This is a genomic window from Pseudomonas sp. TMW 2.1634 (genome assembly GCF_001703595.1).
Lineage (GTDB): Bacteria > Pseudomonadota > Gammaproteobacteria > Pseudomonadales > Pseudomonadaceae > Aquipseudomonas > Aquipseudomonas fragi.
Genome location: NZ_CP016849.1, coordinates 2225967 through 2249540, shown reverse-complemented (window position 1 = coordinate 2249540; position 23574 = coordinate 2225967). Strand labels below are relative to the sequence as shown.

Annotated in this window: 22 protein-coding genes; 9 read left to right on the top strand and 13 right to left on the bottom strand. The window is 59.3% G+C overall.

Translation table 11 applies throughout. The annotated features are described in order from the left end of the window. Nucleotides 1–3 precede the first annotated feature (3 nt). The 6 genes from BFC21_RS10705 to BFC21_RS10680 all read right to left on the bottom strand — a co-directional run bounded on the left by BFC21_RS10705 (nt 4) and on the right by BFC21_RS10680 (nt 6146). Nucleotides 4–1725, bottom strand: a complete 1722-nt coding sequence (locus tag BFC21_RS10705; protein WP_120266070.1) for a ParB family protein — start codon at nt 1723–1725, stop codon at nt 4–6. After that, nucleotides 1722–1958 carry an Arc family DNA-binding protein gene (locus BFC21_RS27710; protein ID WP_120266711.1) on the bottom strand — a complete coding sequence of 79 codons (237 nt, stop codon included), beginning with the start codon at nt 1956–1958 and terminating at the stop codon, nt 1722–1724. Before BFC21_RS27710 ends, BFC21_RS10705 begins: the two co-directional genes overlap by 4 nt. A gap of 222 nt (nt 1959–2180) precedes the next feature. After that, entirely contained in the window at nt 2181–3527 is a 1347-nt protein-coding gene (dnaB, locus tag BFC21_RS10695; protein WP_120266069.1) for a replicative DNA helicase, read from the bottom strand. After that, nucleotides 3524–4225 (bottom strand): DUF2786 domain-containing protein, encoded by a 702-nt coding sequence (locus BFC21_RS10690; RefSeq protein WP_177342583.1) that lies wholly within the window; start codon nt 4223–4225, stop codon nt 3524–3526. The genes dnaB and BFC21_RS10690 overlap by 4 nt, the downstream gene beginning before the upstream one ends. Beyond that, nucleotides 4225–5094, bottom strand: coding sequence for a ParA family protein (locus tag BFC21_RS10685; RefSeq protein ID WP_120266067.1), 870 nt, complete (start codon nt 5092–5094; stop codon nt 4225–4227). Before BFC21_RS10685 ends, BFC21_RS10690 begins: the two co-directional genes overlap by 1 nt. 506 nt (nt 5095–5600) lie before the next feature. Then, nucleotides 5601–6146: a dihydrofolate reductase family protein gene (locus BFC21_RS10680; protein ID WP_088379509.1), complete on the bottom strand. Its 546-nt coding sequence runs from the start codon at nt 6144–6146 to the stop codon at nt 5601–5603. A 417-nt stretch (nt 6147–6563) separates the two neighbouring features. Between BFC21_RS10680 and BFC21_RS10675 the strand changes: the two genes are divergently transcribed. Beyond that, nucleotides 6564–7124, top strand: a complete 561-nt coding sequence (locus BFC21_RS10675; protein WP_088377877.1) for an ATP phosphoribosyltransferase regulatory subunit — start codon at nt 6564–6566, stop codon at nt 7122–7124. 91 nt (nt 7125–7215) lie between these two features. Here BFC21_RS10675 and BFC21_RS10670 read toward each other — a convergent pair whose 3' ends face one another. Further along, complete coding sequence (locus tag BFC21_RS10670) at nt 7216–8433, bottom strand: MFS transporter (protein WP_088377876.1); 1218 nt, start codon at nt 8431–8433, stop codon at nt 7216–7218. Nucleotides 8434–8497: 64 nt separating this feature from the next. Here BFC21_RS10670 and BFC21_RS10665 point away from each other — a divergent pair, with 64 nt between their 5' ends. Further along, complete coding sequence (locus BFC21_RS10665; RefSeq protein ID WP_088377875.1) at nt 8498–9319, top strand: helix-turn-helix domain-containing protein; 822 nt, start codon at nt 8498–8500, stop codon at nt 9317–9319. 14 nt (nt 9320–9333) lie between these two features. On the opposite strand, the gene BFC21_RS10660 is transcribed toward BFC21_RS10665, so the two are convergent. Together BFC21_RS10660 and BFC21_RS10655 are read right to left on the bottom strand one after the other, a co-directional pair. Beyond that, complete coding sequence (locus BFC21_RS10660) at nt 9334–9849, bottom strand: hypothetical protein (protein ID WP_120266066.1); 516 nt, start codon at nt 9847–9849, stop codon at nt 9334–9336. 139 nt (nt 9850–9988) lie between these two features. Further along, entirely contained in the window at nt 9989–11227 is a 1239-nt protein-coding gene (locus BFC21_RS10655) for an acyl-CoA dehydrogenase family protein (protein ID WP_120266065.1), read from the bottom strand. 313 nt (nt 11228–11540) lie between these two features. Here BFC21_RS10655 and BFC21_RS10650 point away from each other — a divergent pair, with 313 nt between their 5' ends. Together BFC21_RS10650 and BFC21_RS10645 are read left to right on the top strand one after the other, a co-directional pair. Then, on the top strand, nt 11541–12464 hold the full coding sequence (locus BFC21_RS10650) for an ABC transporter substrate-binding protein (protein ID WP_088377872.1): 924 nt from the start codon (nt 11541–11543) through the stop codon (nt 12462–12464). A gap of 17 nt (nt 12465–12481) precedes the next feature. After that, a complete protein-coding gene (locus BFC21_RS10645; RefSeq protein ID WP_088377871.1) occupies nt 12482–13801 on the top strand; it encodes an LLM class flavin-dependent oxidoreductase in 1320 nt (439 codons plus the stop codon). A 98-nt stretch (nt 13802–13899) separates the two neighbouring features. On the opposite strand, the gene BFC21_RS10640 is transcribed toward BFC21_RS10645, so the two are convergent. From BFC21_RS10640 to BFC21_RS10625, 4 genes are all read right to left on the bottom strand, one after another. Further along, nucleotides 13900–14400 (bottom strand): C40 family peptidase, encoded by a 501-nt coding sequence (locus tag BFC21_RS10640; RefSeq protein ID WP_256557643.1) that lies wholly within the window; start codon nt 14398–14400, stop codon nt 13900–13902. Nucleotides 14401–14618: 218 nt separating this feature from the next. Next, entirely contained in the window at nt 14619–15950 is a 1332-nt protein-coding gene (locus BFC21_RS10635) for an OprD family porin (protein ID WP_120266063.1), read from the bottom strand. Nucleotides 15951–16009: 59 nt separating this feature from the next. Then, nucleotides 16010–17536 (bottom strand): MFS transporter, encoded by a 1527-nt coding sequence (locus BFC21_RS10630; RefSeq protein ID WP_120266062.1) that lies wholly within the window; start codon nt 17534–17536, stop codon nt 16010–16012. Between the two features lie 9 nt (nt 17537–17545). After that, complete coding sequence (locus tag BFC21_RS10625) at nt 17546–18754, bottom strand: aspartate transaminase (RefSeq protein ID WP_120266061.1); 1209 nt, start codon at nt 18752–18754, stop codon at nt 17546–17548. A 364-nt stretch (nt 18755–19118) separates the two neighbouring features. On the opposite strand from BFC21_RS10625, the gene nac reads away from it, so the two are divergent. The 5 genes from nac (at nt 19119) to BFC21_RS10600 (ending at nt 23573) form a co-directional block, all read left to right on the top strand. After that, on the top strand, nt 19119–20024 hold the full coding sequence (gene nac / locus BFC21_RS10620) for a nitrogen assimilation transcriptional regulator NAC (protein WP_095004625.1): 906 nt from the start codon (nt 19119–19121) through the stop codon (nt 20022–20024). A 113-nt stretch (nt 20025–20137) separates the two neighbouring features. Beyond that, a complete protein-coding gene (locus tag BFC21_RS10615; protein ID WP_120266060.1) occupies nt 20138–20560 on the top strand; it encodes an acetyl-CoA carboxylase biotin carboxyl carrier protein subunit in 423 nt (140 codons plus the stop codon). A gap of 30 nt (nt 20561–20590) precedes the next feature. Further along, a complete protein-coding gene (gene accC, locus BFC21_RS10610; protein ID WP_120266059.1) occupies nt 20591–21943 on the top strand; it encodes an acetyl-CoA carboxylase biotin carboxylase subunit in 1353 nt (450 codons plus the stop codon). Further along, nucleotides 21940–22596: a 5-oxoprolinase subunit PxpB gene (gene pxpB / locus BFC21_RS10605; RefSeq protein WP_120266058.1), complete on the top strand. Its 657-nt coding sequence runs from the start codon at nt 21940–21942 to the stop codon at nt 22594–22596. The genes accC and pxpB overlap by 4 nt, the downstream gene beginning before the upstream one ends. Next, complete coding sequence (locus BFC21_RS10600; protein WP_120266057.1) at nt 22593–23573, top strand: biotin-dependent carboxyltransferase family protein; 981 nt, start codon at nt 22593–22595, stop codon at nt 23571–23573. Before pxpB ends, BFC21_RS10600 begins: the two co-directional genes overlap by 4 nt. Nucleotide 23574 lies beyond the last annotated feature (1 nt).

Genomic DNA, 23574 nt, shown 5'->3' with positions numbered 1-23574 from the left:
ACGTCACCGCTCAGTTTGCGGTTCTAAAGCTGTTGATGAGCCGATTTCCAGATCTATCAGGCGCCTTGCCAGGCGAATGATGCGAAACAGTTTTACCAGTGCCCCATCGCTGAGTCGGCCAGCGTCGTTTGGTGGCTGATCCTGGGTGATGGGTTGTCCCAGTAAGAGAGGGCCAAGGCCTGCCGCGAATTCGAAGTCTTTTAATGCATCTATCTGTATGTCGGGTTCTTGCCTGATCATATTTAGGGCAATGGCAACGGAGCCGCTCAAGGACTGGAGCAGCATCAAGGTGTGTTGAGCAGTACCCGTGATCTCTACTTCATCTTCAGGGTGCCGGTAGCTAAAGCCGATCCCGCCTTCAACCGCTGATATTTTCCCTGGTGCATTCACTGATTCGACGATCTCTCGGGCCAATTGCGCAATATGCCTGCGTAGCTCATCCGGTAGGTCGATCTCACGTTCTATGTACCAGAGGTCTGAAATGGGATGCAGGCCGCCGGCCTGCACCGGAATGGCAACCAGTGCATTGGCGTTGAAGTCCGGCAACGCTTCACCATCAAGTGCGGCGAGCCGTTGTTTGATTTGCTGAACCCTTGCAGACGTTGTTACCGGGCTTGCGACATGAGCATCAAGGCGAGCCTGGATATCCTCGGCACTCATCTGTGGCGACGATTGAGCTGCTTCGACTGACTTTTGATTTGCCTGCGCGATACTGCTGATTGTTTGAGTTGCTTCTGTGGTGTCTGTATCGGGGTGAGTTTGGGGTGGCAGATTTTGTTCGTGTGTAGCGCCGATCAACGTGGGCTGTGGTAGGTCCAGTACAGGTGTGGAACGGCGCAATTGATCCTGATTTCGGGTGATTTCCAGCAGTATTTCGTCGTAGGTAAGGCCCAGGGTTTCCCTTAGCTGGTCAATAAGCTCATCTTGAAAACTTGAAAATAGAAATTCGTCGGCATCGCCTTCAAACAGAGCCAGCACATCCTGGTAGATCGTGTCGAAGTCCAGGACGGTGCCTTGCGCTTTATATTTCTGTTCCCAGCATGCCAACGCACTTTTTCTGAGCCCCAGAAGTTTGGTCACTCGTTCAAAGCCCAAACCTGAGTACAACAGACCCGGTACTGCAGGAAGCAGGTAGCGTAGAGCATCTTGCATTCGACTGATGTGAGGTTGCGAGACCGGGTACCCGTCAGTTGCAAGTCGCCGTGCAAGTTCTCGTTGAGAGATGGGTTCTCCAAGTTCGGCTTCGTACAGTGTTTTGGCCTTATCGACCCCGATAGCGCGCTCGATAAATTTGAGTTGGCCCTGAAGGTCGTTTTCAGCGAGATGCCCGGTCAGGGATATGATTTCGCCGCGCATTTCGTCCCAGGGGCGGAAGAGGCAATGAAACCGAAAGTATTTTTCATCGCCTGTTTCGCGATACAACTCGTTGAGAATCGCCAGCCGAGTATTACCACCGTTCCTGATCCGGAATTTATCTTCGCCCGGCTTTCGCGTCACAGGTGGCGGCGTATCAAGCCCGCGCTGCCTGATGGATTCCTTGATTTCAGCGTATTTGGGGTTACGCGTGGTTCGCGGGTTGCTGTCATAAGGCAGCACTTCATCCAGCGATAACAACATGGGTGTGTCGACCACAGGATCACTCAGACGCTCTGCTGTCGGCGCCTTGTGCTCAAAGGCAGGCTGCATCAGCTTCTCTTTCATGGTCTGCACCAACGTAGATTTCATGTTCGGGCCCCAGGCTCTTCGGTGCCAGGGGCTGCTGCCAATAGCTGGTCGATCACTTTGTGCGCACGCTCCAGTGCATCCTCCAGTTCGGCCATGCTTCGCAAGCGGTGAACGATTTCCGAGTTCATGGAACGAGCGTTAAAACGCGCTATCTCGGCGATACGCTGGCGCATCCCACTCGGGAGGCGGATAACGAATTTTTCCATGCGTGGACGTGGTGGCGCTGGGGTCATGACTAGCTCCCTTCTTTGGGGATGTTGGATGTGTGTTTTGTAGATGTTCAGCGGATCACTCAGCGCAGGACTCATGACCGAGGCTCCGGATTTCCAAAAATATTGCCGACTTGAATTGCGATAATTTCCGCTTGGTTGAAGGAGAGTGTGCTTGCGAGCTCAAGCAGGAAATGTCGGTTGGAGGCAAGGCAGCGTTTCGGCGCAGCCTCTCTTGCGAAATGCTCATATGCGTTCTCCTTGCCAGTTGCTGGCACCAAGATTTGCAAAGCGGGTTTGATGAGGAATAAATGCGGTGTTGACGGTTCCGGTCGGCCCGTTGCGGTGTTTGCCGATGATCAGCTCGGCTATGCCTTTGAACTCTGTTTGCGGGTGATAGACCTCGTCGCGATAGATAAACAGAATCAGGTCGGCGTCCTGTTCAATGGCGCCGCTGTCACGCAGGTCAGCATTGATCGGGCGTTTGTTCGAACGTTGTTCTGGAACGCGGTTGAGCTGGGAGAGCGCAATAACAGGGCAATTCATTTCCTTGGCCAGAGCTTTCAGGGCACGTGTGATTGCGCTGATTTCATTGGCCCGGTTTTCCTGGTTGGGGCAGATCATCAGTTGCAAATAATCGACCATGATCAGGGCTGGGTGGCCGTAACGCCGAGCCGCCCGCCGTGCTTTTGCACGCAGCGCAGCGGGGGTCAGACCTGCCGAATCATCGATGACCAGTCGTTCACCGTATTGGTTGATTCGGTTCACAGCAGCGGTCAGTTTGGGCCAGTCATCCTCTTCTAATCTGCCTTTCAACACCCGTCCGAGATCGAGGTGGCCGAGTATGGCTATCAACCGATAGAGCAAGGCTTTTGCAGGCATTTCGAGGCTGAACACCTGGACGGTTCGCTCATGTCTGGCCTGCAAGGCTGCATCGACGAAGTTGAGTGCCAGGGATGTTTTGCCCATCGAAGGGCGAGCGCCGAGGATGATCAGATCAGCTTCCTGAAACCCGGACGTCAGTTCGTCCAGATCACTCAACCCCGAGGGCACCCCGGTAACGGAAATGTTGCCATTGAAGTGTTCGTCGATTTGATCAACAACGCTCATCAGGCATTGGTTGATGTTGATGAACTCTGATGAACTGACGTTCTCGCCCAGGGCGAACAACTGCTGCTCAATCGACTCTTGAACCTCTACGGCATTGGCTTGCGGATCTGTTGCTTCACGCGAGCACTGGAAACCCAGTGACATCAATCGTCTGAGTTGGGAGCGATTGCGCACGATGTGCGCGTAATGCTCGATATTGGCTACTGAGGGTATATTTTTGGCCAGCTCGCCCAAGTAGGCCAACCCCCCAGTTTCGGCAGGTACTTCCAGCGCATCATTAACGGTCACGATGTCGAAGGGGATGGACTTGCCCGCGAGCTTGGCCATTGCCTGGAATAGCACGCGATGCTCTTGCCGGAAAAAGTCAGAGGCCTCCAATTTGTCTGCGACCAGGTCCCAAGTGTTGTTGTCGAGCAAAAGCCCACCTAAAACACCCTGTTCAGCTTCAACGGAGTAGGGCGCAGAAAGATCGAGATGGTTCATTGGCCCGACTCCCGCCCAGAAAGGCCGGATTGACGGGCTTCGCCAACGCCGCGACGAAGCTCAACGGCTTGCCCATCAATCCAGCCAGCTCTCAGGGATCCAAGATCATGCCCTTTAACCTCCAGAGGTATGATCGAAGAGGTTTTCATCGTTGGGTGACGTTGCTGCAGATATGCACTGATGGCCTGACGTGTTGAATCGTCCATGCCCTCTGCAAACCCAACCACCTTGTTGCCGACTGCATTCAGCCAGCCCTCGGCGAACAGCAAGCCACGACGACGTTTGGTCTTGAGTTGGCAGTACTTTTGTTGACCCACATGCTCACGGCGTGCAACGACCAGTTGGTGATGCAGTGCCGAATAGGCATGTGCTGCGAGCTCGGGAGAGATTCCCATACCCAGAAATTTGAATGACCAGCCCTGCACCTGGCTTCGATAAGCCAAAGGCTGGCAGTCGAACGCCCGCCCGCAAATACTCGCCAGAAGATGCAGCCAGTCTTGGGGCGCTCGCCGGGTGCCGGTGGGCACGCTGGTTTCGATAATTCGGTGAGCCGCCACGTCCACAGCTTCGAGGTTGTACTGCTTCATCAGGTTTCTGGCCTGGCGCAGTGCTGTTTCGATTTCAGTTGCAGATGCACCATTTGCGTTCGCCAGAGAGAAGCATTTGGAAACTTTATCCAGAACTTTTAGACGATCCATCACTGACCCCCTTGCCGAGGCTTCACGAGGGCTTTGACGAAACCTTCAGTCATTGCCTCGAATTGCTCATGCCATTCGGGAAACAGTTCGAGAGCTAACTGGCGAATGATGGCCAGTGCACACGGCGCTTTACGATTGGAGGGTTGTCGATACTCCAGACGGTGCGCCGGCATGCCCAGGGACGCGGCATCACGGAACACCACCGCAGCTGGAACAGTGCATTGCAGAACGTCGATTTCAGGATTGCCGTGAAAAATCTCACGCACGGACTGATTGATCATTTGCGCATCGGCGGTCAAATCGAAGTTGTTGATCACGATATGCACGGGCGGGATCTTCAAACCCAGCCGTCCGTAGGCGCGTAGTCCATCCAGCATCTGCAGGGTGCCGCGGCTGAATTCTCGGGCGGCGAGCATATTAGGCGGTAGAGGGGATATGACCATGTCAGAGGCCAGGACCACCATTTCCAGCATGGCGGAACGAGCGCCCTGGGTATCGATCAAGACCAGGTCGAAATGATCCTTGAAAGCGGGCATCAGGTTAGCCAGACGCAAGCGGCCATCAGGTGCCTGAAGCAGTAAATTGATCAGTTGGTTGTTGATGTCGTTCGAAATAATCAGCGACAGGTTTGGGATTGAGGTAGTGGAAACAATGCGCGCAAAGTTTGTGTCGTTGAACGCCAGTAGGTCGTAGATGCCGCCTTGTGCTTCCTCGACCAATTGGTAATAGGAGGAAAGGGACGGTTGGACTGGGTCCAGGTCAATGAGGAGTGTCCTAAGACCTGCGTCAGCGCAGAATGCACCGATATTCGCTGAGCTGGTGGTCTTTCCTGTGCCACCTTTGGTCGATACGACCGAAGCGATTTTCATGGGTTGGAGCCTCTAATGTGGGGTCATTAGAGGCTGCGAAGCTGCTTGGGTTTGTACGGGAACTAACGGTCAGAAATGCCGATACCAGGTTCCAATTGTCTTTTAACCAATTGGTCGTAGGTTCGAATCCCACACGACCCACCATATCGCTACACCAAAACAGCCGGTCTAGTCCTCAGGATTAACCGGCTTTTTTGTGCCCGGGATTTGGCGGGTGTGAGAGCTGACAGTCGTAATTACATAAAAAACCTTCGCAGACGCAGCCGTCTCCTGCCAAACATTAGTGTTGGCCGTAGGAAGTTGGAGTGAGCGTAAGAGGGGGGTTCTTGCTCATGAGGACGGGAAGCCTCTGCTAAAAGTAAAGATTTCAATCTCAAGCGCGTACTTTTATGCCGTGGAAACCATGGCCGACTTTTCAACGCAATCGGCCAGGAGCAGCCCTTGACTCATATTAAATGCACAAATCTTTAACCGTTACTCCAACCAATAGGCCGCAATCAGCAAGCTTATGCGAGCACTTGATAACGACTCTGTACAAATCCGTTATCAGACGCTGATGAGTCAATCAGACATAATTTACGCTCATCACCCAACTGGCTGAACAATGGAATTCCTTTGCCCAATAACACTGGAATACGCGTAATGGTGATCTCGTTGATCAATCCCGCTGCGAGGAAAGCCTGGATGGTCTGACCACCGTCTATATAGAGATGCTTCAGACCTTGAGCCGCAAGCTGCGCCACGATAAGTACCGGATCGCCGGCCAACACATCGACATGGCCTCGCAGTTTTGGCGGTAGCGGTACCGCCCCATGTGAGAGCACCACGACTCGCGTGTTCTCATAGGGCCACTCAGGGAAGGACAACACTTTGTCCAGTGTCTTGCGCCCCATAACCAGTGCATCGACCGTCGTCATGAACTCATCATAAGTGAGTCCCTTCAGTGCTGGGCACTCGTACTCAGGCCGATTGAGCCACTCAATATCTCCATCCATCCTGGCAATGAAGCCGTCAACACTTGCTGCGATAAAGACCGAACATTTTGTATCCATGCTCATAGAGACTCCTTTTTTGACGGTGTTTATAGCATGTCCTCTAAGCCGAAGATCGCAAAGCGTCTCATTATGGGGCTGGAAATAGTCTGTGGCGGTGGGGGGTAGTCCTACATGTGCAGGCTTGCAGGCGCTTGCGCATTTGTGCAAGGATTCCCTATGACTCAATTTACTCCAAGCAATCGCCATCACCATCACGGACCTCGCCCAGGGTGCTGCGGTTGCGTACGCTCATCGATTGCTCAGAGTTCGAAATATCGACTCTGACCCTTCAGTGAACCAAACCAAGGCGCCAATGGCGCCTTTTTTATTGCCTGAAATTGGAGATTGTGAAAATGACTATGCTGCGCGGAACTCGAATAGTGACCGGGAAAGAGGCTGCAATGATGCGGGAGATGGAAGGTCGTTTCCGGAGCTATCTTCATCGATGCGGGGGCTGAAGAGGTCATAGTCCCCGCACTTTGGGGCCAAAATACGTTTATTGAAAAAGCTGGCGGGAGTGAAATTATCGGACAAATGTGGGCCTTCAATGACAAGGCCGGGCGTCCTTGTTGTCTCATCCCGGAAGCGACTGCGCTTTTTCAGGAACGCTGCGATGCGCTTCTTGGGGCGCGCGCAGAGGCGATGTTTTTTTATGTGGCACGATGTTATCGGTATGAGCGACCCCAAGCCGGTCGTTATCGAGAATTCACTCAACTGGGACTTGAGATTCTCAGTCCTGAACCCGCCAAGGCGTTGATGCGTAGCCAGGACATTTGCTCGGGCTTTCTCGATTCGCTGGGCCTGGAATATGAACTCAATCTGGCTGTGAAGCGTGGCTTAAGTTATTACCTTGAAGGGAATGGCTTCGAGGTGCGTTGCCCTGTATTGGGTGCACAACAACAAGTTGTCGGCGGCGGTGCCTACCGACAAGGCGCTGGGTTCGGTATCGGGCTTGAACGGTTGCTACTCGCCGCAGGAATGGTCCAGGGCCGGTGATCGTCGAGGGCGCCTTCATCAGGAGGCGCTTTTAAAAGCCACCACAGGCCTGCTGACTGCAGTGGCTTGCCCCATCCAGCCTGGCCCCTCTTCAAACCCCTTTGGTACTCGGCAGCAGGATGGTCAATACCCCCAACAACGGCAGGTAAGAGCAGAGTCCATACACATACTCGATGCCCTTGATGTCCGCCAGATGCCCCAGTAACGCGGCACCGATGCCGCCAAAACCGAACATCAAACCAAAGAACACACCGGCAATCATGCCGACATTGCCTGGCACCAGTTCCTGGGCAAAGACCACGATGGCGGAGAACGCCGACGCCAGGATAAAACCGATCACCATGCTCAGTATGCCTGTCCAGAACAGGTCCACATAAGGCAGCGCCAGCGTGAACGGGGCCGCACCCAGGATCGAGAACCAGATGACTTTTTTGCGTCCGATCCTGTCGCCAATCGGGCCACCAAAAAAGGTGCCTGCCGCCACTGAACCAAGGAACAAAAACAGGTACAGCTGGGAGCTGGCCACTGACAGGTGGAATTTCTCGATCAGGTAAAACGTGAAGTAGCTGGTGAAGCTGGTCATGTAGAAGTACTTGGAGAACACCAGCATGGCCAGGACCACCAGCGCAGCTGTCACTCGCCCTTTGGACAGGCCGTGGTGCGCCTGGCTGCCCTGTTTGAGTTTGAACAGGGCCAGGTGGTTGCGATACCAGCGGCTCAAGCCGTACAGCACAACGATGGCAAACGCGGCAAACAGCCCAAACCAGGCAACATGCCCCTGGCCATAAGGGATCACGATGGCTGCAGCCAGTAACGGGCCGAAAGCGCTGCCGGCATTGCCGCCCACCTGGAAGGTTGACTGGGCCAGGCCATAGCGACCGCCTGAGGCCAGCCTCGCCACGCGCGAGGTCTCCGGGTGGAAGGTCGATGAGCCGATGCCGACCAGGGCGCTGGCCACTAGGATCGAGGCAAAGCTACCGGCGAAGGCCAGCATCAAGATCCCGATCAGGGTGCAGACCATGCCCGCCGGCAGCAACCAGGGTTTGGGATGGCGATCGGTGTGGTAACCCACCCAGGGTTGCAGCAGCGAAGCTGTCAGCTGGAAGGTCAGTGTAATCAGGCCCACTTGGGTAAAGCTCAGGCCGTAGTTGGCCTTGAGCAGGGGATAGATCGAAGGGAGTACGGCCTGGATCAGGTCGTTGATCAAATGTGCCAGCGCGCAGGCGCCGATTACTTTCATGACAAGCGGGCTTGCTTGCCGGGCTACTGAGGCAGACGCAGAGGCCGGGGATGCAGTTGTTGTAGGCATGGCAAATCTTCCGGGCGATAGGAGTGTGAGCTCGACGCTCGGCGCCATCCTAGAATTCGCCTGCATGCCTGTCTCGCTGTATAAGGGAGTAAACCATCGCAAAAGGGGCGTCGCGATCAAACCGCTTACTGATTTTTTGCTTGAGATCGATCAAAGCAACCGGACGGTGATCGGCAGTGCTACCGATTATCCGCAGGACTGGGTCATTGCGCCTCACACGCATGACAAGCATCAACTGCTTTATGCCATCTCGGGTGTCATGGTGGTGTACAGCGAGTCGAGCCAGTGGACTGTTCCCTCCAATCGGGGGGTGTGGATGCCCAGTGGCCGGGTTCACTCGATCCGCTGTGTGGGGCCGCTGAAAATGCGCAGTGTGTTTGTGCGGCCCGATGCGCTGGTGGACCTGCCCGCCGAGGTAAGGGCCGTGAGCATCTCGCCGCTGTTGAGCGAGTTGATCAAGGTTGCCGTGGGCCTGCAGCAGCCCTATGCCGCGCACTCCCGCGAGGACCGGGTGATGCAGTTGATTCTGGACGAGTTGGCCCTGCTGCCCGCCCTGCCTTTGCATTTGCCGCAGCCAGCCGATCCGCGTATCAATGAGATTTGCCTCAGGTTGCAAAAAAATCCAGCCGACAGTTCGACACTTTCGGATTGGAGCACCCACCTGGGCCTCGATGAAAAAACCATCCAGCGCCTGTTTCGCAAGGACACCGGCATGACCTTCGGCCAGTGGCGCCAGCAGGCGCGTTTGCTGCTGGCGGTTGAGCGCATGGCCGTGGGGGAGAAGATTATCGATGTGGCGTTTGCACTGGGCTATGAAAGCCCCAGCGCGTTCACCAACATGTTCAAGAAACAGTTCGGTAAAACCCCCAGCCATTTTTTCAAATAGCCACCCGCTTGTTACTACGACCCGTTACACACCTTGGCGGCAGCCGGGTCGTCGGGGATGAACGAGTCCCTTGTGCCAGGCTTGAGTACCACATAGCCGCGACGCCAGGGCTGGTCATCGATCATGTTCCAGCGGTGGCCCGTGCCGGTGTTGTCTTCGGCAACCAGCACTTCGCCGGGGTGCAGGGTGAACTTCTCACCATTGCGGGTTGCAAACGCCAGGGTGCCGGACAGCGTGATGACGTATTGCGGCTCCGGGTCGTTATGCCAGTCATAGCTGGCGTGCGCCGGGCTTTGCTTGAAGTGGATCGAGGTCACGTCGTTGCGCATGTTCTGGTCGATGGTGCCTTGCAGTACATGGGAGGCGTTGTCTGCCCCCGTGCACAGTTTGTAGGCCTTGATGGTGTCGGCAGTGGAGGTGGCAGCCTGGGCACCGCCCAGGGTTGCCAGGGTGATGGCCACAGCCCCCGCTGTACGCAGGCTCAGGCGGTGGAGTGCAGTGCGCAGCGGTGCGCGTGTGTGTTGATGCATGGAGCCGGTTTCCCTAGTGCTGAAGTACGTGACAGGCAGCCATGTTCTGCGGGGCAAGGGCTCTGGACAATTAACATTTTTTTCATTGAACCAGGGCAGCTTCAGCCCGACCTGCCGGGCTGAAGCCGTCGCGCAATGTTCAGCTCTTGGCCACCCCCACCCGCCATTGCGAAGGGGGTACCAGACCGTTGACCAAATAGTTGCCGACAATGCGCGACTTGTACACGCGCGGGTTGTGGTTGGCCAGGGTACGGGCGTTGCGCCACAGGCGATCGAGTGCCTTGTTGCTGGCCGTGGCGCTGGCGCCCAGGGCATCGAACAGGGCTGTGGTGGCGGCCAGGGTGGCGTCCACCACGGGGTTGACCGCCAGGCACACCTCCAGCTCGGCCAGTGCCACCTGCGGGTCTTCATGGGTCAACGGCTGCTCGCTGGCAATGGTGTATTGCGCGGTGCTTTCCAGGCGCTGCGCCGCGTACCGGGTAATGGCCTGTGCCGCGTAGGCCTGGCTGGCCACCTCGCCGATCACCTGGAGCAATTGCACGTCTTGCGCGGCGCTGTCGGCATTGCCCGTGGAGAAGGTTCGGGAGCGGCTGTGCAGTTCATCGGCGCCGCTCAAGGCGGCGCGGCGGGCGATGCCAGCCAGGGTGCTGAGGTGGTAGATCTGGAAGAACGACTGGCCATAGGCAAAACGCTGGTCGGTGGCGCGGGGTTCATCGTCCACCCGCACGCTGTCGAAGATGCAGGTACCGCTGGCCGTCAGGCGCTGACCAAAGCCGTTCCAGTCATCAATGATCTGCACGCCGGGAGCCTTGAGGTCGACCACGACGCTGTACAGCGTGCCGTCGTCGCCAGTGCCGATGGTGTTGATCAGGTCGCTGTAAAGCGCGCCGGTGGTGTAGAACTTTTTGCCGCTGATGCGCAATGAGCCATCTGCAGCACGCTGGATGCGGGTTTCGAACTCACCACGGGTCTGGGTGCCCACCTCGGTACTGCCCGGTGACAGCAGTACGCCCTGGCTGAGCTTGTCCAGCCACTTTGCCTGCCAGTTGCGATCCTTGGAAACCAGCACTTCTTCGCAAAAACCAAAATGCCCACGCAAGGCCTGGGTGATATTGGAGTCGGCTGCGGATAATTCGGTTAACAGGGCGAGCAACTCGACCAGCGTAGCGTCCTGGCCGCCATAGCTGGCCGGCAGGCGCCAGCGTGGCAAGCCCAGTGCGTTCAGTTGCTGGATCACAGTGCCCAGGTGGCTGCGCGAACCGTCAGCTTCGGCAGCGTGTGCGCCGATGTGCGCAAACAGCGGGCGAAAAGGAGCGGCCAGTTGTTCATAACGGGCGCTAGGGGCGGTGCCCCAGATATCAAGTTGTGGGTTAGGCATGCGGTCTGACCTTGCCGGGCCTGCGCTCAAAGGCGCGCTGGCGCTGTAATGAGTGAAGTAAATGCGGTTAGGCCCAGTGGTCTGGTGATGCCACCCTAATACTAGATTGGTTAAATGCTTAATATCAAAAACAGCTAACCAAATACCCGGACAGGGTTCTATGGATATGCCTTAAAAGTATTAGTTGCCTATATCGTTATTGCGCTAGCTTCTAAAAACGCCACGCTTGGTGATCCATAAAGCCTCTTTTCTCAATGCCAGACTGCATGCCTACAGATGGTTGAGTTAGCTGTTAACTCTGTAGGAACTTTCAATGACAACACGTCTAAAACGGCTATCCCTGTGGGGCCTGGCTTCTGTGCTGCTGCATGGCACTCCCGTCTACGCCGCTGCACCACAGACCCTGGTGGTGGGCGATCAGTTCTTCTCCAACCGCATCGTTCTGGAACTTTCGGGTGAGCTTAAAGACTTGCCCTATACCATCGACTTCAAGCGCTTCAACACAGGCTCGCCGGTGGCCTCGGCCGTGGCCAGCGGCGCCTTGGATATTGGCGTGGTGGGGGATACCCCGGTGATCAGCCTGGCGGCCAACGGTGCCCCGGTCAAAGTCGTGGCCAGTACCCAGACCAGCCTCAATGGCGTAGGGATCGTGGCCCGCCCGGGCATTCACTCGGTGGCTGACCTCAAGGGCAAAACCGTGGCGATCTGGAATGGCTCCTGGAGCCAGCAGATGATGTTCAAGGCCCTGGATGAAGCCGGCGTGCCGCGTGACAGCGTCAACTATAAATTCCTGTTGCCGGCGGAGGCGAGCATGGCCCTGAGCCAGGGCGATATCGACGCTTTTGGTACCTGGGAACCCTATGTGTCCTTGCAGGAAAAAGAAGGCAGCACCCTGATCCGCAATGCCAAGGGGCTGATGAGCGCACCGACTTATGTGGTTGCCTATGAGCCGGTGCTGGGGCAAAAGGGCGAGATCATCAAGGACTTTGTCCAGCGTCTGACCCGTGCCCGGGAATGGAGCCAAAGCCATGTCGACGAATACGCCGCAGCCTGGTCCAAGGCCAACCAGTCGTCCCCGGAGATCGCCAAGGCCTGGTTCAAGCGCGACGCCATCACCGTACTGCCGATCTCGCCGACCATTGTCAGCGAAGCTCAGGCCACCTCGGATTTCCTCTACGACGCCAAGCTGCTGAAAAAGCCGTACGACGTCACTCCCATGTTTGACCGCGCACTCTGATAACCAAGGAAAACCATATGGCCAAGCAAATGGCATTGGCGGGGTTCATGCTCTCGGGCCCCGTGGTACATAGCCACGCGGTGTGGCGTCACCCGCAAACCCATAGCCACTTTCTCGACCCCGATTACTACATTGAAATCGCCAAAACCCTGGAAGACGGCTGCTTTGACCTGCTGTTTTTTGCCGATCGCCTGGCAGTCGGCGATCAGGCCGGGCAATCCCGTGCGCGTTCCTTCGAGCTGGGTGCGCAGGATGCGGCGCGGCTCGATCCGCTGCCAATCCTCAGCCTGTTGGCCGGCCACACCAAGCATATTGGCCTGGGGCTGACACGCTCCACCACCTACTACCAACCGCCCCATGTGGCGCGGGCCATCGCCTCTCTGGACCATATCTCCAAAGGGCGCAGCGCCTGGAATATCGTCACCTCGATGAACGACAGCGAAGCGCGCCTGTTTGGCCATGCGCAGCACCTGGCCCATGACCAGCGCTATGCCCGCGCCGACGAATTTGTCGAGCTGGTGCTCAAACTGTGGAACAGCTGGCAGCCGGACGCGCTGGTGCTGGACAAGGTGCGCGGCATCCTCGCCGACCCGGGCAAGATCGACGCGTTCAGGCACAGCGGTACTTATTTTGATTGCGAAGGGCCGCTTAATATCCCCCGTGTACCCCAGGGCCAGCCGGTGTTGATCCAGGCCGGAGCTTCGGGGCGCGGGCGCCAGTTTGGTTCACGTTGGGCCGAGGTGATTTTCAGCATCAACAGCCGGGTAGAGCGCATGCTCGAATTCCGCCAGGACATTCACCAGCAAATGCGTGCCATTGGCCGCAACCCTGATGACTGCAAAATCCTCACGGCGGTCATGCCCTTTATTGGCGGTACTGAAACCGAAGCGCTCAAAAAGCGCGATGAGCACAATGCCCTGGCCAACCCTGAACTGGGGGTTATCACCCTGTCGACCCAGTCCAATTTCGACTTTACCCAATTCCCGCTGGATACCCGCCTGCTCGATATCGCCAGGCACTCGGCGACCCCCGATGTGATCGCGCAAAAGCTGCGTCTGGAGCGCGACATCACCCTTGGCGAGTACGGTGCGATCATGGCCGCCAGCATCCGCGTGCCGCAATTGGCGGGCACCGCAGAGAGCGTGGCGCAGCAATTGATCGAGTGGCTGGAGCTGGGCGCCTGCGACGGTTATGTGGTGTCGCCTGCCTATCTGCCCGGCACTTTTACCGAGTTCACCGAATCGGTGGTACCGATCCTGCAACGTCGCGGCTACCTGCGCAGCGCCTACGAACACCCGACCTTGCGCGGGCACCTGGGTTTGAAAAGCTTCAATTGATCGCTACAGCGCGAGGGGTTTACCCCCTAAACCCCTCGCCACTAACGTGCTGCTCGACAGCCCCTCAATACGGCCGCTTTTGTGGGCGGCTTCCCGACTTAGAAGCGGCGAGCGGTGGTGTAGTTTTTCTTCCAGTACGCATTGTCCAGTGAGTCGATACGAATCGTCTTGCCTGCGCGCGGTGCGTGAATAAAACGGTTATCACCTATATACAGGCCGACGTGATTGCTTCGCGAGCCGCTGTTGGTGATGAAAAATACGGCGTCACCCGGTTGCAGTGCATGGCGTGCGACTTTTTTCAGATCGGCACCGAGCATGGCAGCGGTGGTTCTTGGGATGTGGATATTGGCTTCGTGCTTGAACAGATATACCAGCATGCCGCTGCAATCGAAGCCCTTTTCCAGTGACATGCCGCCCCACAGGTAGGGAATGCCCAACAAGGTGTGAGCGCGCTTGATGACCCGTTTGACATGCAAGGGGGAAGCGTCTTTTTTAGCCGATTGAATGGCCCAGTTGTAAGGCTTGCGAAGGTCGGTTGCGGACGCAAAATTGGCACCGGTGAGCGTAAGCAGCAATGCCAGTGGGATGACTCTAGACACAGGTGACCTTCCGTTTTATGGGGGTACTTGCAGTCTAAAAGTGAGGTCCTGCCGGGTATGTGGGGTGTTTCCTACATGAATTAAGGTATTAATCTGAACCCGACGAGCTGTAGTTGCTGTAACGGAAAAGCCCTTCGACGGCGGTGCGAGGCAACAGCGGGGGGGAGCCTGCTGGTGAGCAGGCTCCCCCCCTGAGAGGACGCCCGGGGTTTGTGGGCTTACAGAATATTCAACGGATAGCTGACAATCACCCGGTGCTCGTCGCTGTCACGCTGGGTGCTGACTTCGGTACGCAGCGAGGCATGGCGCAGGGCAATGCTCAGATCCTTGAGCGGCCCTTGCTGCACGACATAGCTGACGGTCAGGTTGCGTTCCCATTCATGCTTGTCACCCGTGGGCGTGCGGATATTCGAACCGCTTTCGTACATGCCCATAAAGGTCAGGCCCGGTACCCCGAGGCCGGCAAAGTCATAGCCGTACTTGACCTGCCAGGTGGTTTCGCCGGCGCGCTGGAATTTGCCGATCATCGACTCGGTCATGAAGTAGGCCGTGGAGCCGTCGCCCTGGTTGAGCCACACCGCATCACTTTTGCCGCTCACTTGCTGCAGGCCCGCCGCCAGGGTGTGGCCGTGGACCAGGTAGGTGAACTGCGCACTGCTCAGGCGACTGTCGACCTTGCCCTTGGTCACGCCGTCGCCGTAGTAGCCGAAGGTGTAGTAGGCCGGGTCATGGCCGTTGGCGCCGTCGGCGCGGTTGTCGAAAAAGCGCAGGTCGGTGCGCAAGGTGCCGGGGCCCACGGGCAGGTCGTACTTGAGGCCCAGGAAGTTCTGTTTGTAAAAGTCTTCCAGGCCGCCGTAGTAGTACTGCAGGGTCAGGTCTTTGCTGGCCTTGTAGTCGACGCCGCCGTAGTAGAATTTATTGACGAATTCGCCGGTCTGCGGGTTGTTGGCACCCGGAATGGACATGCCCATTTCGTTGCTCGAACCGCGGCCCTTGACGTGCTCCAGGCGGCCCAGGGTAAAAGTCAGGCCGTCCAGCTCGCGGGACTGGATCTGCCCGCCGTTGAAGGTCTGTTGCAGCAGGCGGTCGGTGGACATGACCACCGGCAGCATGGGCACCAGGGTGCCGTACTTGAACTCGGTTTTCGATACCCGCGCCTTGGCGGTCAGGCCCAGGCTGCCGAATTCGTCCACCGCCCGGCCATCATGGTCGGTGGGGAAAATATTACCGTTGAACGCAGTACTCTCAGGGTTGTAGTGGCGACCCTTGCCCGAATCCAGGCGCACGCCGAACATGCCGATGGCGTCCATGCCAACGCCCACGGTGCCCTGGGTAAAACCCGATTCAAAGGTGGCGATAAACCCCTGGCCCCATTCCTGGGTGTAGTTGGGGTCGGCGGCACCGCTGCGGTTGTCGGCGTTGCTGAAAAAATTGCGCGCCAGAATATTCAGCTTGCTGTCTTCCACCAGCCCGGCGGCTAAGCCTTGCTGGGCGATAAACAGGCCGCAAAGGCCGACCATGACTTTCGGTGCGCGATTGAAAAGCTCCATTGGAGTCATCCCGTTGAGTAGTTGAAGGGGCGGGGCAGTCAAAAGCGGCAGCAGGTTTTTTATTGTTTTGCAGGTGTATGCAGCTGCACCGGCGGTAACCGGTACAGCACCAGCAGCGCCAGCACGCCGATACCGGCACACAGCAGCAGGCCGACACCCACCGACTGCGCCAGCGCATCGCGGGCCAGATCCAGCCATTGGCCGTGTTCGAGCATGGCGCTGTCGGGCCGCAGCAGGACTTCGGGGGTGGCAAACAGGGGCAGTGCCTCGGCATGCCCCTGGCCGATAAACAGGCGTTGCAGGTTGCTGCTGTACAACAGATTGACCAGTACCCCCATGCCGGCCGTGCCCAGCAACCCGCCCACCAGCCGCAGTGATTGGGTGAGCGCGGTGGCAATGCCGAGGAACTGGCGCTCGGCCAGGGTTTGAGTGAATACCGTCAGGTTCAGCAGGATAAAACCCAGGCCCAGCCCGGCCAGCAGGATCAGCCCCAGCAACTGGTTGAACGAGGCGCCGCGCCCGACAATGGCCAGCCCCAGGCAGGCCAGCAGCAGCGCGGCAAAGCCCGACAGCGGCAACAGGTTGGGGTTGCGCAGGCGGGTGACGATCCGGCCGTTGACGATCGCCCCCAGGGTGATGCTCAGGGCCAGTGGTGTAATCAGCAGTCCGGCGTCCTGGGGCGAATAGCCGTAGCTGCCTTGCAGCAGCAGCGGCAGATAAAACAGCAGGGAAAACATGATCGCCCCGGCCGCCACCGACAACACAAACAACAACCGCAGGCTCGGCACGCCGAGCAGGGCGGCGGGCAGCAGGGCGTGGGCGCAGTGTTTTTCCCAGCGCCACAGCATCAGGGTGGCGACCACACACAACACCCCCAGCGCCGCACTCAGTCCCAGGCTGGCATGCCCCAGCCACTCGACAAACAGCTGCAAACTGCCGAGCGCCAGGGCGACAAGCAAGGCGCCTGGCCAGTCCAGGCTGATCTTCAAACGATGCTGTGGGCGGTAATGAGGCAGGTAGCGCCAGGCAAAAAACAGCGCGATGCAGCCCAGCGGCAAGTTGATGTAAAACACCGAGCGCCAGCCATAGGCACCGGTCAAATAGCCACCGAGCCCCGGACCAATGGCATTGACCACGCTGAACAGGGCACTGAGCAGCATCTGCCAGCGCAGGCGTTGGCGGGTGTCGGGGAACAGCTCGGGGATGCACGCAAAGGCGGTGCCGATCAACATGCCGCCGCCCACCCCCTGCAACGCCCGGCCGATCACCAGCAACAGCATGTCGTCGGCCACGGCGCAGGCCAGCGACGCGAGGGTGAAGATCAGGGTGGCGGCGAGCACAAACGGCTTGCGCCCGTAATAGTCACCCAGGCGGCCGAAAATCGGGATGGTGACGATGGACGCCAGCAGGTAGCCGGTGGCGACCCAGGCATAGAGTTCAAAACCGTCCAGCTCGGCGACGATGCTCGGCAGGGCGTTGCCGATCACCGTCTGGTCGAGTGCCGAGAGCATCAGCACCAGCGAGATGCCGAGCATGGCCAGCAAGGCCTGTTTGAAACTCAATGGCGGGTGTACCGGCGCGGTCATGTTCGGGCCTCAGTTCAAGGCTGCGACAGCAGTGGCAATGCGTGAACAGCCCTGTTCGAGGGTGTCCAGCGCGGTCGCAATCGACATGCGGAAAAACGGAGCCAGCCCGTACGCGGTGCCCGCCACCACGGCCACGCCCTGGCTTTCCAGCAGGTACATGACCACATCGTAATCGCTGTCCAGGCGCTTGCCCTGCGGGGTGGTCTTGCCCAGCAAACCCGAACAATTCACATACAGGTAGAACGCTCCGTCGGGCTTGCGACAGCTCAGGCCATCAATCCCGTTGAGCAAGTCGAGGCAGCGGTCACGGCGTTGCTGATACACCTGCACGCTGTCCTTGACGAACTGCTGGTCGCCATTGAGCGCTTCGACAGCGGCCGCCTGACTCACCGAACAGGCGTTGCTGGTGGATTGCGATTGCAGGGTGGCCATCGCGCCGATCACATCCGCGGGCCCGGCGGCATAGCCGATGCGCCAGCCGGTCATGGCGTAGGTTTTCGACACGCCGTTGACCACCAGGGTGCGGTCGCTGAGTGTCGGTTCGATGGCGAGGATATGCGGGTTGTCCAGGCCGTCGTAGCGGATGTGCTCATAGATGTCGTCGGTCATCAGCAGCACATGGGGGGCGTCGAGCAGCACATCGGCCAGCGCCCGCAACTCGGCGGCGCTGTAGCTGGCGCCGGTGGGGTTGCTTGGCGAGTTGAGCAGCAGCCAGCGGGTACGCGGGGTAATAGCGTCACGCAGTTGTGCGGGGGTCAGCTTGAAGGCGTTCTCCTCGGGGCAGGCCAGGGTCACGGGTTCGCCTTCGCAGGCCAGCACCATGTCCGGGTACGACACCCAGTAGGGCGCCGGGATCAACACCTCGTCGCCCGCGCCTAGGGTCGCGGCAAAGGCATTAAAAATCGCGCTTTTCGCACCGCTGGTGACCAGCACCTGGCTGGTTGCGTAGCTCAGGCCGTTTTCCCGCTGCAACTTGTCGACAATGGCCTGGCGCAGCTGCGGGGTGCCGGCGTTCGCTGTGTAGCGGGTTTCGCCGCGCTCTATGGCAGTGCAGGCCGCTGCGCGAATGTGCGCCGGTGTGTCGAAGTCCGGTTCGCCGACCACCAGGTTGATGATCGATTTGCCCTGCCGGCGCAGTTCATTGGCGCGATCGGACGCAGCACTGCTGGGTGAGGGTTTGATGCGTTGCACACGGGCGGAAATTCGGGAGGTGCTCACGGGTGTTTCCTCGTGGATGACAGGGACGTGGCCCTACAGTACGAGGCGGGTTGGCTGTGGCCATAAGACGAGATCGTTCTGGTCTGATAGGTAGCGCTTATGGCTAAAACGGTGCGCGCCGGGCACCGCATTGGTGCGCAAGGCACTGCTGGCGTGCCATAACCAGGGCTTATACCTGGGCGGCGGCCTGGCCTGGGTCTTGCAAATGCTCGATCAACACAACCTGTAGTCGCTGCCGAAGGCTGCGAAGCTCTGCGGAGCAGAGCGTTTTCTTGAATACGCGGTGATCCGCTCGCAGCCTTCGGCAGCGACTACAGGTTGTGTTGTGTCATGCCCCTTTTTTTCAAACAAGAGCATCGCCATCGTGAATCTGCGTCGTTTGAAATACTTCGTGAAGCTGGTGGATATCGGCAGCATGACCCAGGCCGCCGATGTGCTGCATATCGCTCAACCCGCCTTGAGCCAGCAACTGGCGACCCTTGAAGCCGAGGTGCAGCAGCAGTTGCTGATCCGCACCAAGCGCGGGGTCACGCCTACCGCTGCGGGCAAGGTGTTGTACGGCCACGCGCAGTTGATCCTGCGCCAGTGCGAGCAGGCGCAAAACGATATCAACACCTGCGGGCAGGCCCTGTCCGGGCAGGTGTCGGTGGGCCTGGCGCCCGGTACGGCGGCCTCGGCGCTGTCCTTGCCCTTGCTGCGTGCAGTGCGTGAGCGCCACCCCGGGATCGTGCTGTACCTCAACGAAAACTACGGCATCACCCTCAGCGAGCTGATCATGAACGGGCGCATGGACATGGCCGTGCTCTATGGCGGCCGCGAAGTGCATGGCCTGAGCTTTGTCTCGCTGCTGCGCGAGCCGCTGTTCCTGGTCACGGCCGACCCCGCGCTCAAGGGCCGCGAGCAGATTGCCCTGGCTGAACTGGCCGCGATGGACATGCTGATGCCGCGCCCCTACAACGTCATTCGCCGCCTGGTCGACGAGGCTTTTGTGCGCATCGGCGCCAGTGCCCGGGTAGTGGCCGAGATCGAATCGCCCTCAACCTTGAGCGCCGCCGTCGCCGGGCATTTCGGCGGCACCATCCTCCCCGAATCGTCGGCGCGAGTAATGCTGGGCAGTGGCGATTTGCAGATGTGCCGCATCGTCGAACCTGAAGTCGAAGCGCCGCTGGCCCTGTGTCTGTCGGGGCATTTGCCGTTGTCAGTGCCCGCGCAGGCAGTCAAGGCAATCATCCTGGAACTGGTGGCGCAGATGCGCGGCAGCCTGATCTGAAGGGGTCATAAGGGCGGCTTATTACCCCACAGTCAAAGCGTCTTGGCCGGGTTTTGCCCGCCTCGCTACATTGGCCCCATCTACTTAGACACGCTCGAAGCAAGGGGCCATGTATGGATTCAGAACGCATCAAGGGGCTGATGGAGTTGCTCGCCGAATCCGATCTGCTCGAACTGAGCCTGACCGAAGGCGACACCACGGTGCGCCTGTACAAGCAGGCGGGCACCGTGCAGCTCGTGCCCCCGGTGGTCAGCGAGCGCCCGCCCGCAGCGCCACGACCCAAGGCGACGGCCGCTGTGGCGGAGGGTGAAATCAAGTCCAGCCTCTACGGCGTTCTGCACCTCACCCCGGCGGTCGGTGAACCGCCTTTTGTCACGGTCGGCGCGCAAGTCGAGGCGGGGCAAACCGTGGCCATTATCGAGGCGATGAAGATGTTTCATCCGGTCAAGGCCAAGAACGCCGGGCAGATCAGCGAGATCCTCGTCCAGGGTGGTAACGAAGTTGACGCTGGCCAGACGCTGTTTCGTCTCGGCTGATCCAGGCCCTTTAGCTTTCAGGTGAATGCCATGTTCGACAAAGTACTGATCGCCAACCGTGGCGAAATCGCCCTGCGTATACAGCGTGCCTGCCAGGGGTTGGGGATTAAAACCGTGGTGGTGCATTCTGAAGCCGACCGCGACGCGCAGTATGTGAAAAATGCCGATCAGGCCCTGTGCATTGGCCCTGCGGCGCCAGGCCAGAGCTATCTGAACCAGGCCGCCTTGCTGTTTGCGGCCAAGGTCAGCGGTGCTCAGGCGATCCATCCGGGTTACGGTTTCCTATCGGAAAACGCCGGTTTTGCCGAGCGCGTCGAAGCCGCCGGGCTGACGTTTATCGGCCCCAGCGCCGCTTGCATCCGCACGATGGGCGACAAGGTCGCGGCCAAGCGAGCCATGCGCGAATCCGGCGTGCCCTGCGTGCCCGGGCCCGATTCGGTAATGCCCACCGATGAGGCGAGCATCCAGGCCATTGCCCGCGACATCGGTTACCCGGTAATCGTCAAGGCCGCCGGCGGTGGTGGCGGGCGCGGCATGCGCGTGGTGAGGCAGGCACACGACCTGATCGAAGCCATCAACCTGACCCGTGAAGAAGCGCGGTTGGCGTTTGGCAATCCCGAACTGTATATCGAAAAATTCCTCGACCACCCGCGCCATGTCGAAATTCAGGTGCTCTGTGATGCCTACGGCCATGCGGTCTGGCTGGGGGGCCGCGATTGTTCCTTGCAACGCCGTCACCAGAAAGTGCTGGAGGAAGCCCCGGCGCCGGGTATCGACCCGCAACTGATCGCCAATGTGGGCGAGCGTTGCGCCGCCGCCTGCCGGCAGATCGGCTACCGCGGGGTGGGCACCTTCGAGTTTTTGTATGAAGACGGCGAGTTCTTTTTTATCGAGATGAACACCCGTTTGCAGGTCGAGCACCCGGTCACGGAAATGACCACCGGCATCGACATCGTGCAGCAGCAACTGCGCATGGCCCGGGGTGAGGTGCTGAGCCTGCGCCAGGAAGATGTGCAGCTCAACGGCCATTCGCTGGAGTGCCGGATCAACGCCGAAGACCCGCAGACTTTTATGCCCACGCCGGGGCTGGTGCAGCGCTGGGAAGTGCCGGGCGGCTTTGGTGTGCGGGTCGATTCCCATGTCACAACCGGCTACCGCGTGCCGCCTTATTACGACTCGATGGTGGCCAAGGTCATCACCCACGGCGCCACCCGCGACGAAGCCCTGGCCCGTATGCGTCTGGCCCTGGGGGAAATGTGCGTGGAAGGCATTACCACCAATATCCCGCTGCATCTGGCAATACTCGACGATCCGGCGTTCTGCGCCGGCGGCGTGGATATTCATCACCTGGAACACTGGCTGCAACACAGGAGTCCGGCATGAGCGAGCAACCCGTGATCAGTTTGCTGGGCTCTACGGCCCTGCTGTTCGAAGCACCGGGGGCGCTGGCGCTGGCCCCGCAGCAACACCTCTGGAGCCTGGCTTTACAGGCCGCGCAATGGCCCGAGATCGACGAGGCCGTGCCCGGCATGAACAACCTGATGCTCACCTTCCGCACGCCACCCCGCGACCTTGCCGGGTTGCGTGAGCGCTTGCTGCAGGCGTGGGAGCAAAGCACGCCGCTGGCGCTGGAAGGTCGCATTATCGAACTGCCGGTGGTGTACGGCGGTGAGCATGGCCCGCATATGCAGGATGTGGTTGAGCACACCGGGCTGGATATCGACACCATCGCCCATCTGCATAGCGAGCCGTTGTACCCGGTGTATGCCTTGGGCAGCCACCCCGGCTACTGCTACCTCGGTGGCATGGACGGGCGCCTGGCAACCCCGCGCCGGCAAGTGCCGGTGCTCAATATCGGCGCCGGGGCGGTGTCGATCGGCGGTGTGCAGACCGGTGTTTCGGCCTCGGCAGGTCCCAGCGGCTGGAACACCATCGGCCGTACCGAGATGGCGTTCTTCGACCCGACCCAGAACCCTCCGGCCATCCTGCGGCCGGGCGACCAATTGCGCTTTCGCATCGAGAGGATCATCCGATGATCGAGATCATTTCAGCGACCGCCCTCGCCACCGTGCAAGACACCGGTCGCTCCGGCAGCCTGGGTTACGGCGTCGGCACCAGCGGCGCGATGGACCACTTGGCGCTGGCGGTTGGCAACCTGCTGCTGGGCAACCCCGAAGGCGCAGCCGCCATCGAAATTCCGCTGTTTCCGTTCGAGGTGCGCTTTATTCAGGACTGTGCCTTCGCCGTGACCGGCGCGGCGGGTGAGGCCACCCTGGATGGCCAGCCACTGCTGCCGTACTGGGTGATGCAGGGCCGCGAAGGCCAAGTGCTCAGCCTCGGTTACCCCACGTCCGGCAGCCGCGCCTATCTGTGCCTGGCGGGCGGGGTGGATGTGCCGCAAGTGCTGGGCTCACGCAGCACCCAATTGCGCGGCGAGTTTGGTGGCTTCGAAGGCCGCGCCTTGCAACAGGGCGACCGGCTGGCGGCGGCACGTCCGGGGCTGAGCGAGGGGCCGGTGGACTTCGGCGTGATCGCGCCCAGTCAGGCACTGGCGCTGCACTGCGACGGTATGCCGGCCATGCGCGTATTGCCTGCGGCCGAATATGAATGCTTTGTTGAAGACTCGCGCAACGCCTTCTGGGCTGACGACTGGAAAATCACCGGGCAGAGCAATCGCTACGGCTATCGCCTGGAAGGCACGCCGCTGGTGCCGGTCGCGCCGATGGAAATCCGCTCCCACGGCATCGTCCCCGGCGTGATTCAGGTGCCCCACGGCGGTCAGCCGATTATCCAGATGCGCGATGCCCAGCCCAGCGGTGGCTACCCGAAATTTGGCACGGTAATCGAAGCTGACCTGTGGCGATTGGGCCAGGCCCCGGTCGGCAGCAAGGTGCGCTTTATCCACTGCAGCTACCCCGAAGCACTCGACGCCCTGGACGACAATCGGCGCTACCTCGAAGAAGTCGCCCGCTTGATTGACCTTCACCGCATGGCCCCGCGCCAAGGACACTGAC

Bases quoted from the DNA above. Each gene is read 5' to 3' on its own strand.
- BFC21_RS10705 (WP_120266070.1), bottom strand. From the start codon at position 1,725: ATGAAATCTACGTTGGTGCAGACCATGAAAGAGAAGCTGATGCAGCCT.
- BFC21_RS27710 (WP_120266711.1), bottom strand. From the start codon at position 1,958: ATGACCCCAGCGCCACCACGTCCACGCATGGAAAAATTCGTTATCCGC.
- dnaB (WP_120266069.1), bottom strand. From the start codon at position 3,527: ATGAACCATCTCGATCTTTCTGCGCCCTACTCCGTTGAAGCTGAACAG.
- BFC21_RS10690 (WP_177342583.1), bottom strand. From the start codon at position 4,225: ATGGATCGTCTAAAAGTTCTGGATAAAGTTTCCAAATGCTTCTCTCTG.
- BFC21_RS10685 (WP_120266067.1), bottom strand. From the start codon at position 5,094: ATGAAAATCGCTTCGGTCGTATCGACCAAAGGTGGCACAGGAAAGACC.
- BFC21_RS10680 (WP_088379509.1), bottom strand. From the start codon at position 6,146: ATGGATACAAAATGTTCGGTCTTTATCGCAGCAAGTGTTGACGGCTTC.
- BFC21_RS10670 (WP_088377876.1), bottom strand. From the start codon at position 8,433: ATGCCTACAACAACTGCATCCCCGGCCTCTGCGTCTGCCTCAGTAGCC.
- BFC21_RS10665 (WP_088377875.1), top strand. From the start codon at position 8,498: ATGCCTGTCTCGCTGTATAAGGGAGTAAACCATCGCAAAAGGGGCGTC.
- BFC21_RS10660 (WP_120266066.1), bottom strand. From the start codon at position 9,849: ATGCATCAACACACACGCGCACCGCTGCGCACTGCACTCCACCGCCTG.
- BFC21_RS10655 (WP_120266065.1), bottom strand. From the start codon at position 11,227: ATGCCTAACCCACAACTTGATATCTGGGGCACCGCCCCTAGCGCCCGT.
- BFC21_RS10650 (WP_088377872.1), top strand. From the start codon at position 11,541: ATGACAACACGTCTAAAACGGCTATCCCTGTGGGGCCTGGCTTCTGTG.
- BFC21_RS10645 (WP_088377871.1), top strand. From the start codon at position 12,482: ATGGCCAAGCAAATGGCATTGGCGGGGTTCATGCTCTCGGGCCCCGTG.
- BFC21_RS10635 (WP_120266063.1), bottom strand. From the start codon at position 15,950: ATGGAGCTTTTCAATCGCGCACCGAAAGTCATGGTCGGCCTTTGCGGC.
- BFC21_RS10630 (WP_120266062.1), bottom strand. From the start codon at position 17,536: ATGACCGCGCCGGTACACCCGCCATTGAGTTTCAAACAGGCCTTGCTG.
- BFC21_RS10615 (WP_120266060.1), top strand. From the start codon at position 20,138: ATGGATTCAGAACGCATCAAGGGGCTGATGGAGTTGCTCGCCGAATCC.
- accC (WP_120266059.1), top strand. From the start codon at position 20,591: ATGTTCGACAAAGTACTGATCGCCAACCGTGGCGAAATCGCCCTGCGT.
- pxpB (WP_120266058.1), top strand. From the start codon at position 21,940: ATGAGCGAGCAACCCGTGATCAGTTTGCTGGGCTCTACGGCCCTGCTG.
- BFC21_RS10600 (WP_120266057.1), top strand. From the start codon at position 22,593: ATGATCGAGATCATTTCAGCGACCGCCCTCGCCACCGTGCAAGACACC.